This is a genomic window from Flavobacterium sp. TN-1, from assembly GCF_052828645.1.
This window is the reverse complement of record NZ_CM128253.1, coordinates 855850-868165: the sequence shown is the minus strand read 5'-3', so window position 1 is coordinate 868165 and position 12316 is coordinate 855850. Positions and strand designations below refer to the sequence as shown.

The window sequence follows — 12316 nt, the reverse complement described above, 5'->3', positions numbered from 1 at the left end:
ATTAGTTTTTATCTGTGTTTATTTGATCTTTTTTATTAGCTAATATTTGCTATAGTTCTAGATCTTTGCTTTTTTAGGCTTATTTAAGCAGGATGTAGAAAATTATTTTTAATTTATTTATTAAAATCCCTTTAGATTTTATATTCTGAAGTCATGTAATAAGATTTCTTAATGAGTTATAATTTTTATTTTTGAATAAAATTATAATAGAATAAGTAATTACTTTTGCTTTTATGTTATTTAAAGAAATAGTAGGTCACCAACATGTAAAAAATCATTTATTAACTAGTGCTAGCCACGGGAGGGTTCCTCATGCACAATTATTTGTTGGACCAGAAGGTTGTGGCGTATTAAGAATTGCTATTGCTTATGCTCAGTATATACTATGTCAAAATAAAGGATTTGAAAATCAAGGAGGTATAGATAATTGTAATATAAAATTTGAGCATTTTTCTCACCCTGATTTACATTTTGTTTATCCAACGGTTACAACTGAAGATGTAAAATCAAAGCCTAAAAGTTTAGATTTTTTACCACTCTGGCGAGAATTTTTACAAGAAAAACCATACGGTGGTTTGTTTGATTGGTACGATAAATTAGGTGTAGGAAATAAGCAAGGAGAAATTAGGGTAGAGGATGCTTCAGAAATATTAAAATCATTAGCTCTAAAATCCTATGAAGGAGGGTATAAGATTTTGATTATTTGGATGGCTGATAAAATGAATATTGCAGCTTCTAATAAATTACTAAAACTACTTGAAGAGCCTACAGATAAAACACTTTTTATTTTAATTACAGAAAATGAAGAAGACTTATTGCAAACGATTCGTTCAAGATGTCAAGTCATTAATTTTGGAAAATTAAGTGAATCTGCTATCTCTCAGCATTTAGTTGAATATGAAGGAATTGATGAAAAAGAAGCTATGAAGATTGCCCATAAATCACAAGGTAATTATAATAAGGCTTTACAATTAAGTTCTCATCAAAATGAAGATGCTCCATTTGAACAATGGTTTGTAAATTGGGTACGAGCTGCATTTAGAGCGAAGGGCAATGCAAGTGCTATACAGGATTTGATAAACTGGAGTGAAGAAATAGCTAAGCTTGGAAGAGAAAATCAAAAGAAATTTTTGAGTTATTGCATTGAAATATTTCGTCAAGCTGTTTTATTAAATTATCAAGCTGATGACTTAGTTTATTATGAATCTGGTATACAAGGATTTGATTTAAAAAAATTTGCTCCTTTTATTACGGGGCGGAATATACAAGAAATATACAAAGAATTAAATGATGCCATTTATCATATTGAACGTAATGGTAATTCTAAAATTATATTAACTGATTTATCTATAAAACTAACACGTTTAATCCATAAAAATTAATATTATGAACAATCTAGCTAGCTTACTTCTTTTAGCTTTTTTAGCTATTACTTTTCTACAATCAGGATATGATAAATTCATTGATTATCAAGGGAATTTAAATTGGTTAAAAGAACATTTTAAAAATACTTTTTTTGATGGTATGGTATCTATTTCTTTAAATATTTTATTGATATTTGAAATTATAGCTGGTATTCTTTGTATAGTAGGAGGAATAGAATTATTGGTAAACGGAGGCACAACATTTGGAAAATATGGTGCAGTTGTTTCATGTGTAACACTATTAATGCTTTTATTTGGTCAGAGAACAGCCAAAGATTATGATGGGGCAAGAACTATTGTTATTTATTTTATCCCTGCTGTATCTGCTGTTTATATTTTACAATAATTTTATAAAAAAGGGGCAAATACTGTATGTATTGCCCCCTTTTTTTATTTCTTAACTTCTTTATTATCAGCTTCTTTTTTAGGTTCTGTTTTTTTACCTTCTGAAGCATATTTTTCGTTTAAAGCTTTTACAACTTCTTTTGTTATATCATAGCTATCTTTTGCATATAAAACACTTGCTGCATCTCCTGTTCCATATATATAATCATATCCTTTTTTCTTTCCATAATCTTTGATAAAAGTTCTTACTTTTTCAACAACTGAGTCACGTTTGGAACCTCCTTCTGCTTGTAATTGTTGTGCTATAGCTTGTTCTGCATAAGCTAACTGTTGCGAACGTTGTTGTAATTCAGCATATTTTTGTTGTGCCCATGCTTGTCCTTTGGCCATTGCATTTTGTTGGAAATTAGCTTTTTCTGCTTCTAATTTTCTAGCTTCAACTTCTAACTCACGTCCTTTAACTTCTCCTTTTGTTTTGAATTTGTCCTGTAATTCTTTTGCTTCAGTATAATCTTCCATAAGTTTTACAGTGTCTATATAAGCTGTTTTTACCTCTTTAGCTTCGGTTGTTTTATTACACCCTACTACGGCAGATAAAACAACCGCCATCATTACAAGCTTTTTCATTCTATTTCTGATTTTTAATTTTTTGTAAAAGTAAACTTTTATTCTAAAATACTCGATACAAAAAATAAATGAATTAATATCAAAAAATAATAGAAAATAGACTATAAAATTAAAATAGTAAAAACTTATTTAAATAAACTAAATAATAATAATTCTTGATAAAAAACCACTTAAATAAACTCGTTTTAAGCTATTTTAAATCTTTAATCTATAACGAATATACCAACTGAAATAAAAGTTCTTTAAATCAGCTGTAATTAGTTTTTAGGTCAAAATAAAGATTATAAAAGGTATTAATAGTAAAAAATAGTTTTAAAAAAATCCGTTTTTATGTTATTTGTTAATAATTTAAGTAAAGAGGTAATAAATAAGTAAAATTGATAGAAATAAATAAAACTATAAATTGTAGTAATTTTATATTATTTTTTAAAAACAGAATATTTTTAGTTTGTTTTTTTACTAAATGGTTTTAGTAAAAAATTAATGGTGTTTTTTATAAATATTAGAATTTAAAAAATAGTATTAAAACGACTTAAATAAACTTGTTCTAAAGCTCTTTTAAGAGAACAACAATAATACATATTTATAAATAGTTTATAAACTCTTACAATTAATTTAAATAGTATTTAAAAGATAATATGATATAGGAAGTATTCCTTAAAAACGTAACAATCAATTTTAAAGGAAAAAATTAAAATTTCACGTGGAACAAAGTATTTAAATTATTAGGTGAAAAGATTCTTAAAGATTGCTATCTTTTTATTTCTACATACGATAGAAATGACAAGCTAAAAGATTAAGTTACTTTTTTTAGAGATCAGAACTCTTTAAAAAATTAGATTACGGAATTGTAAAAAGATAATTTCATAAGGTTATAAATTTTATAAATTTTCAGCATTCTTCTTTTAATCTTTATAGATTCATAATAACTATAATCTTGAGATTTTTAAAACAACTTAAAATTAATAAATAAAAATCTGTAGTAAAAATTCATTACGAATAATGATGGTTTTAAATATGAGGAGGACTTTTTATCATTTTACCCTTTTATATTCATAATAAAATACATCATGAAATCAAAAATAAAACAGGGTTGATATATTTAAATAATTAATTGACATATAAAATTATTCTATAAAAAAATTCCACGTGGAACAAATAGCATAAAATTCTTTTTTTAGATAATGTGAATATAAAATCTTATTTTGAATTTCACGTGGAACATTTTATAAAAATAACCATAAAAATCCTTTTTTGAATGAAAAAAGTTATTTTTTGAATAAAAATAGAGTTTTTTAGAGTAAAGAGTAAAGAGTAAAGAGTAAAGAGTAAAGAGTAAAGAGTAAAGAGTAAAGAGTAAAGAGTAAAGAGTAAAGAGTAAAGAGTAAAGAGTAAAGAGTAAAGAGTAAAGAGTAAAGAGTAAAGAGTAAAGAGTAAAGAGTAAAGAGTAAAGAGTAAAGAGTAAAGAGTAAAGAGTAAAGAGTAAAGAGTAAAGAGTAAAGAGTAGAGAGTAGAGAGTAGAGAGTAAAGAGTAGAGAGTAGAGAGTAAAGAGTAGAGAGTAAAGAGTAGAGAGTAAAGAGTAGAGAGTAAAGAGTAGAGAGTAAAGAGTAGAGAGTAAAGAGTAGAGAGTAAAGAGTAGAGAAAAGAGTAGAGAGTAAAGAGTAGAGAGTAAAGAGTAGAGAGTAAAGAGTAGAGAGTAAAGAGTAGAGAGTAAAGAGTAGAGAGTAAAGAGTAGAGAGTAAAGAGTAGAGAGTAAAGAGTAGAGAGTAAAGAGTAGAGAGTAAAGAGTAGAGAGTAAAGAGTAGAGTAAAGAGTAGAGAGTAAAGAGTAGAGAGTAAAGAGTAGAGAGTAAAGAGTAGAGAGTAAAGAGTAGAGAGTAAAGAGTAGAGAGTAAAGAGTAGAGAGTAAAGAGTAGAGAGTAGAGAGTAAAGAGTAGAGAGTAGAGAGTAAAGAGTAGAGAGTAAAGAGTAGAGAGTAAAGAGTAAAGAGTAGAGAGTAAAGAGTAGAGAGTAAAGAGTAAAGAGTAGAGAGTAAAGAGTAGAGAGTAAAGAGTAGAGAGTAAAGAGTAGAGAGTAAAGAGTAGAGAGTAAAGAGTAGAGAGTAAAGAGTAAAGAGTAGAGAGTAAAGAGTAGAGAGTAAAGAGTAGAGAGTAAAGAGTAGAGAGTAAAGAGTAGAGAGTAAAGAGTAGAGAGTAAAGAGTAGAGAGTAAAGAGTAAAGAGTAAAGAGTAAAGAGTAAAGAGTAAAGAGTAGAGAGTAAAGAGTAGAGAGTAAAGAGTAGAGAGTAAAGAGTAGAGAGTAAAGAGTAGAGAGTAAAGAGTAGAGAGTAAAGAGTAAAGAGTAAAGAGTAGAGAGTAAAGAGTAGAGAGTAAAGAGTAGAGAGTAAAGAGTAGAGAGTAAAGAGTAGAGAGTAAAGAGTAGAGTAAAGTAGAGAGAGAGAGAGAGTAAAGAGTAGAGAGTAAAGAGTAGAGAGTAAAGAGTAGAGAGTAAAGAGTAGAGAGTAAAGAGTAGAGAGTAAAGAGTAGAGAGTAAAGAGTAGAGAGTAAAGAGTAGAGAGTAAAGAGTAGAGAGTAAAGAGTAGAGAGTAAAGAGTAGAAAGTAAAGAGTAGAGAGTAAAGAGTAGAGAGTAAAGAGTAGAGAGTAAAGAGTAAAGAGTAAAGAGTAGAGAGTAAAGAGTAAAGAGTAAAGAGTAAAGAGTAAAGAGTAAAGAGTAAAGAGTAAAGAGTAAAGAGTAAAGAGTAAAGAGTAAAGAGTAGAGAGTAAAGAGTAAAGAGTAAAGAGTAGAGAGTAAAGAGTAGAGAGTAAAGAGTAGAGAGTAAAGAGTAGAGAGTAAAGAGTAAAGAGTAAAGAGTAAAGAGTAAAGAGTAAAGAGTAGAGAGTAGAGAGTAAAGAGTAGAGAGTAAAGAGTAGAGAGTAAAGAGTAGAGAGTAAAGAGTAGAGAGTAAAGAGTAAAGAGTAGAGAGTAAAGAGTAAAGAGTAAAGAGTAGAGAGTAAAGAGTGAAGAGTAAAGAGTAGAGAATAAATCAGTTAAAATTAAAACTAAGTCTTTTAAAAAAATAGACAAGAGGCATAAAATTCACACTATAAAAACTAGAATACAAATAAGAAAAGCAAATCAATTGATTCGCTTTTCTGTATTAAATTATTTATTTTAATTAATCATCATTCTTTATGATATAAATATGAGAAGAAAACTCTTTTTTAGCACCAGCTTTAATATTTGATTTTAATCCAATCCAAAAAGCTTTTAAAAAATTCATTTTACCTGTTTTATATTTCTCAGATAAAAGTGAAACATAAAAACTATCAAAAATCATAGGGTGAATTTGAGTGATTTTCATTTTATTTTTACCAAATAATTTTTCCATGCTTTTTTTAGAAAAATGCCATAAGTGTCTAGGTACATCATAAGCTGCCCAATATTTCCCATAATATTCTGCATCATAGGATTTATAATTAGGAACCGCAATTACTAAAGTTCCATTAGGTTTTAATAAACGTTTTAATTCTTGAATTTGTTCTTCTAAATTAGGTACGTGTTCTAAAACATGCCACATTGTAATAACATCTATGGAACGCTCGGATATTGATTGGGTAGTATCTACTAATTCTATTCCTTTTGATAAAGCTAAATTTCGAGCGTTGACATTAGGTTCAAATCCCTTTGTTATCCAACCTGCATTTTTTGCAGTAACTAAAAAATCGCCCGTTCCAGCACCTATATCTAGAATAATTCCTTTTGTTTTATGAATACTACTAACTAGAGCTACTTTTTTTATTAAAGCATAAGATTTCACTAAATGGTATAAACGTTCAAATAAAGAACGTTTACCATCTGTATGCGAAATATAGTCTTCACTTTCATAATAAAACCCTAAACGTTCTAAAGAGGGTTGAGGATCCGTTTTTAATAATTCCGTTTCAGGATCTAATAATAAATTAAAATTTTCATTAGAAACGGAATGATCTTGTACTTTTATATAACTATTTTGTTCTGAAAAATTCATTTGTATAATAAAACTTTGGTTTTAAAAGAATATTTAGTTTTTAAAAAAGTTCCACGTGAAACAAAATATCCTTTTGTTTTGATTTTTTAAAAGATTATCTACCCATATAAACTAACATAACAGAAATATCATTAGGGGATACACCGCTAATGCGTGATGCTTGTGATATAGTAACTGGACGTATTTTTTTTAGTTTTTCACGTGCTTCATAGGATAAAGATTTCAATTGATCGTAATCAAAATTATCTGGAATACGGATATTTTCTAGACGATGCAATTTTTCAGCATTAGCTCTTTCTTTTTCTATATAGCCTGAATACTTAACTTGTATTTCTGATTGTTCTATAATTTCTTGATCTAAATCATTAGAATCTACATATTCTTTAACTTTTTCGAATTTCATCATATCCTCCATTTCTATCTGAGGTCGAGAAAAAATTTTAAACATTTTATCTCCTTGGGTAATAGGAGAACTTAGTTTAGATTCTAAAATAGGATTTGCTTCTTTTACAGAAACAGATGTTTCTCTAAAAAAAGCAACCATTTTTTCAGCTTCATTAAATTTATATTCCATTCGTTTTAATCGTTCTGAACTTGCCAGACCTATTGCGTGTGATTTAGGTGTCAAACGATAATCAGCATTATCTTGACGAAGTAAGGTTCTATATTCTGCACGAGATGTAAACATACGATAAGGTTCTTCTGTACCTTTCGTTATTAAATCATCTATTAACACACCTATATAAGCCTCATCTCTTTTTAATATAAATTCTTCTCGATTTTGTGCTTTTAAAGCAGCATTTATACCCGCCATTAAACCTTGAGAAGCTGCTTCTTCATATCCTGTAGTACCATTTATTTGTCCTGCAAAATACAAACCTGAAATTATTTTCGTTTCAAGAGTATGTTTTAATTGAGTAGGAGGAAAGTAATCATATTCTATTGCATATCCTGCTCTAAAGAATTTTACATTTTCAAAACCTTCTACTGAGCGCAATGCTTTAAATTGAACATCCTCAGGAAGGGAAGTAGAAAATCCATTTACGTAAACTTCAACTGTATTCCAACCTTCTGGTTCAACAAAAAGTTGATGGCGATCTTTATCGGCAAAACGGTTAATTTTATCTTCTATAGACGGGCAATAACGAGGACCTAAAGATTTAATTCTACCATTAAACATAGGAGATCGATCAAAACCTTCACGCAACAATTCATGCACTAAAGGAGAGGTGTAAGTCATATAACAATCACGCTGTTTTACCAAAGACTTTGTAGAATCGGAAAAAGAAAACTTAGCTGGATTTAAATCTCCTGGTTCTACACGCATTTTAGAATAATCTAAAGAACGACCATCTACACGAGGCGGTGTACCTGTTTTCATACGACCTGCTTGAAACCCTAAACGAACTAAATCTTCGGTTATACCATAAGAAGCACTTTCACCAGCTCTACCACCTCCAAATTGTTTCTCACCAATATGAATCAAACCATTTAAAAAAGTACCATTTGTTAGAACAACTGTCTTAGCGTAAATAAACAATCCTATAGCAGTTTTAACCCCTATCACACGTTCTTTTTCAGTAATTAAACCAACAACCATTTCTTGATAAAAATCAAGATTAGGTGTTTGCTCTAACATCAAACGCCATTCTTCTGAAAAACGCATACGATCACTCTGACAACGCGGAGACCACATTGCGGGTCCTTTGGATTGATTTAACATCTTAAACTGAATTGCTGTCTTATCAGACACTATACCAGAATAACCTCCTAAAGCATCAATTTCACGAATAATTTGCCCTTTTGCAATTCCACCCATAGCTGGATTACATGACATTTGCGCTATATTCTGAAGACTCATCGTAATCAACAAAGTCTTAGAACCTAAATTAGCAGCTGCAGCCGCAGCCTCACAACCAGCATGCCCAGCCCCTACAACAATTACATCATAATTCTCTACAAACATTATATATCTTTAAAATAATTATTTTATATTTTCTTTTTTTAAACTGTTTCACGTGAAACAGTTTAAAAAAAGAAAAAGTTCCACGTGAAACAAATTTTATTTGTTTCACGTGGAACTAAAGTTATTAATTATGTTTCACGTGAAACATCTTTATTTTTTCATCTTCTTTTGAGCGCATTATTTCTTCTTCTATAGGGTTTTTATCTTTATATCCACAATAATGTAACACTCCATGAATAACAACTCTTTTTAATTCTTCTTCAAAAGAAATACCTAAATTACTAGCATTTTCTTTTACACGGTCAATAGATATAAAAATATCACCAGCAATTAAGCCTTCTTCTGTGTAATCAAAACTTATAACATCTGTGTAGTAATCATGGTCTAAATATTGTTTGTTAATCTCTAATAAATATTCATCATCACAGAAGATGTAATTAATTTCGTTTAACTCTTTATTCTCTGATTCTATAACAGATTCAATCCACTCTGTATAAGCTATCTCATTATCTAACAAGAAATTAGTTTCATAATTATAATTTATCATTTTGCTTAAAATATTCTTGAATACGTTTATTAAATTGCGAGCGCAAAGGTAAGCTTTGTCTATTTAATATTTCTATACTATTTAAATATTCTTGTAACTTTTGTGGTAGGGGAGAAGAGGTGTTTTGAAATTCTCTTTTATTAGTAATCCCTTCTCTTTTATTATCTTGGTTTTGTTCTTGTGCTGCTTCCTGTAATTTTAATAGTTCGTATTTTAATTGCAATGCTTTTTGTACTAACTGTTGATTGAATCCTTTAGTTATTAATTGTTTTTCTAGCTGTTTCATTTGATCTATAGCATTCTGTCCTTGTACTCCTAAACCTTGTTTGTTTAATTCTTTTTCTAAAGCATCTCGTAATTGTTGCTGCTCTTTTAAAATACCTATAATATCTTCTGCATTCCCTTCACCATTTTCACCTGAATTATTTTGTTTTGAATTTCCTCCTTTAGAATTTGAATTTCCTTGAGTACCTGACTTGTTACCTCCTGCTTCTTTCCCTTCACCTTCGCCATTACCAGAGGATCCAGAAGAGCTAGGTTTTTGTGATTTACCTTTTCCCATTTTTTTCATTAACTCTTCTTGTTTCATAATAATATCTGGTAATTGCATACCCGAGCCTTTTCCTTTTCCAAGACTAGGAGTGCCTTGCCCTGATCCTGACATAGACATTTGCATATTATCTAAAATATCAGCTAATAAATTAGCTAAATTATTAGCACTAGTAAAAGTGTATTGTTGGCTAGACATTCCACGTGATATTTGATTTTCTGTAAAGTATTCTATTGATTTATCTAAATTATAATAAATAGTACCTATTTCTTTGGTTACTTTTTCTCCAATTTTAGGGTTACGTAATGACATGGTAAATAGACTATCATCTACATGCTTAAATTGATTTTTTAAATCTTGTTGTGTTTTAATCTGCTTAGAAAATGAAGAAGATGAACCATTAATACTTTTAAAATTATTCATTAACTTTTCTTCTGAAAAAGAAAATTCAAGTAGGTTATCTACAATTTGTCTAAGCATTTTTATATCCTCACTCATTTGTTCTTTATCACCACCTTGCATCTCCTTTTCAATTGATTGTACCATCTGACGCATTTTACGCGATGCACTTTTTTGTTTAGCAGCAGCCTTAGAATTATTTTTAGCTTTTAATTCGTTACTTGCATTCTTCATATCAGCATCAATGCTTTTTTGTTTTTCATTATCAGAAGGTATTGAAAGTGGTTTTTTTAATTCTTTATTTTTTTTATCTAAATCACTTAATTCCTTTTGCAAACGATCAAAAGAATTATTTAACTCTTCTTGTTGCTTTTCATTATTATCTTTACTGTTGGATAACTCTTCTTGTTTATCAGCTAATCTTTCTAGTTTATCTACTAATTCTTTTGCCTTTTGTTCAATATAATAGCGTTTCGTTAGTTCAACTAACTGTTCTAAACTTTTAGTTTGATTCTTAGATTTTTGCTGAAATTTTTCTATTTTATCGAATAGTTCTTCATGCTGTAATTTTTCGTTTAATTCTTTTAATTCATCTAATAATTTTTTATTTTTATCTAAATCTTGTTGAACATTATCTAAGCGTTTTTCTAATTCTTCTTTTTTAGGATCTTTAGAAGTTGGCTTAAACTGATCTAAATTTTCTTTTATTTTTTCAGCGTAATTTTTTAATATTTCTTCTTGTTGTTTTTGACGTTTGATAAAATCATTTACTTTCTGTTGTTCTTTATAGTCTAATTCTTTTTTTTCTTTTCCTACTTGTTGTAGCTTTTCTAATTCTGATTGTTGTTTATCTTGTAGTTTTAAAGATTTTGAAAGACTATTAATATGATCATTTTGTTGTTGCAAAAATTCTTCTTGCTTCTCTTGTTCTGTTGATTCACGATGAGAAAAAACAGAAGACTTAGAAATCTTAAAACCATTTAAAGCATCATTATCTGAAATTTCAAAATAATATTCATACTGAACTCCTGCTTTAATAGGAAGGGAACTAGGAAAACTAAAAACAAATTTATCATATATCCCTTGTTTAAATGATAAGGTTCCACGTTTTGCTTCATGTACTTTTCCTTTAGGATAATAAACAATACTTAAACGATGAAATCCGTAATCATCCGAAATTTGACCTACTACGTAAGGTTTAGAAATATGTAAACTATCAGGTGTGTTATCAATTTTAATAGTTGGATATTGATCTTTAATAACATTTAAAGAATAAGTTAATTTTTCGAAGTTTTTAACTGATTTATTTGAAGTAACTATTTGATAATCTGAATTTTGATTGATTTTTTTAACTAAGATAAAACTATTATTCTGCCTATTAAAATGATCTAAGGACTTATTTATATTCATTTGAACTAATTCGGTATATTGAGCCTTAATAGTCCAAGTTATAGTAGTTCCTTCAGGAATAATAGCATTGCCAGTACCTCTAATTAATTCAGATTTTTTACCTAAATAACTTGGGAAATTTAATACCATTTGAAAATGGGTAATAGCAGGAATAGAATTTACTTTTAAATAGTAGTTTTTACTAATTACTTCATTTGATTGAATGTAAAATTTTATATCAGCTAAGGGGTTTTCGAATGTGTATTTAAAAATACCTGGGGCAGTATTTTCCATAAAATATTGCTCATTTCCTATAACAATAATTGCTTTGTCTGGATTTACTTTACCTTTCGAAAAAACAGTTAAAGTAAAATCTTTATTTTGTTGTGTTACCAATGAATCTTTAATAAATAATTCAAATGGAGCAGGAGGGGAGAAGTGTTTATTATAATTAACAACACGATTCATACCTTGAGCCAAATATTCTTCTTTCCCTAAAATCATAAAAAATAAAATAATCAGAAAAGGAATTAATGCTAAAGGAATGTATTTTTTATTCTTTTTAAAATCTATTGCCTTTGTAAAAGGTATAGGTTGTAAACTTTTTGCTTTTTGATCTATAGAAGCTAATAATAATTCGGATTGATTAGCATCTTTTACTAACTGTAAGAAATTAACTAATTTATCATTTACTTCATTAAAATGTTTGCCTATTATAAAAGAAGCTTGTTCATAACTCAATCCTTGTTTAAGCTTAAATAATTTAAATAAGGGAATGATTATAAAACGAATTAATAAGAAGAATTCTACTAGAATAAACAATCCAAATAAAATACTTCTTCCAATAGGTTGTAACCAAAGAAAATATTCTATAAAGTTGGTAATTAAAAAATAGAGCAAACCTAATCCTATAAAAAATAAGCTACCACGAAGCAATTCATTGGTATAATATTTCTTAATAAAACTTTCTAACTTAGCAAATATGAGTTGTTTTGATTCCAAAATTAAATACTTTAATTATAACCTATAAAGTTAGTAAATTATCAAATACAATAGCAATACT

General features: G+C 28.5%; 7 protein-coding genes. 2 read left to right on the top strand and 5 right to left on the bottom strand.

The genetic code is table 11. The features are described 5' to 3' along the window. Positions 1–233 precede the first annotated feature (233 nt). Both ACUXZJ_RS03575 and ACUXZJ_RS03570 read left to right on the top strand, forming a co-directional pair. A complete protein-coding gene (locus ACUXZJ_RS03575) occupies positions 234–1382 on the top strand; it encodes a DNA polymerase III subunit (protein ID WP_060383727.1) in 1149 nt (382 codons plus the stop codon). A gap of 4 nt (positions 1383–1386) precedes the next feature. Further along, positions 1387–1770: a hypothetical protein gene (locus ACUXZJ_RS03570; RefSeq protein ID WP_060383728.1), complete on the top strand. Its 384-nt coding sequence runs from the start codon at positions 1387–1389 to the stop codon at positions 1768–1770. Positions 1771–1814: 44 nt separating this feature from the next. Here the strand turns inward: ACUXZJ_RS03570 and ACUXZJ_RS03565 are convergent, their stop codons facing one another. The 5 genes from ACUXZJ_RS03565 to ACUXZJ_RS03545 form a co-directional block, all read right to left on the bottom strand. Next, on the bottom strand, positions 1815–2396 hold the full coding sequence (locus ACUXZJ_RS03565) for an OmpH family outer membrane protein (protein WP_060383729.1): 582 nt from the start codon (positions 2394–2396) through the stop codon (positions 1815–1817). 3154 nt (positions 2397–5550) lie between these two features. Further along, positions 5551–6402 carry a class I SAM-dependent methyltransferase gene (locus ACUXZJ_RS03560; protein WP_063743486.1) on the bottom strand — a complete coding sequence of 284 codons (852 nt, stop codon included), beginning with the start codon at positions 6400–6402 and terminating at the stop codon, positions 5551–5553. 94 nt (positions 6403–6496) lie between these two features. Further along, on the bottom strand, positions 6497–8368 hold the full coding sequence (gene mnmG, locus ACUXZJ_RS03555; RefSeq protein WP_063743485.1) for a tRNA uridine-5-carboxymethylaminomethyl(34) synthesis enzyme MnmG: 1872 nt from the start codon (positions 8366–8368) through the stop codon (positions 6497–6499). Positions 8369–8492: 124 nt separating this feature from the next. Next, complete coding sequence (gene ybeY / locus ACUXZJ_RS03550) at positions 8493–8915, bottom strand: rRNA maturation RNase YbeY (RefSeq protein ID WP_060383732.1); 423 nt, start codon at positions 8913–8915, stop codon at positions 8493–8495. Next, on the bottom strand, positions 8902–12255 hold the full coding sequence (locus tag ACUXZJ_RS03545) for a DUF4175 family protein (protein ID WP_060383733.1): 3354 nt from the start codon (positions 12253–12255) through the stop codon (positions 8902–8904). Before ACUXZJ_RS03545 ends, ybeY begins: the two co-directional genes overlap by 14 nt. Positions 12256–12316 lie beyond the last annotated feature (61 nt).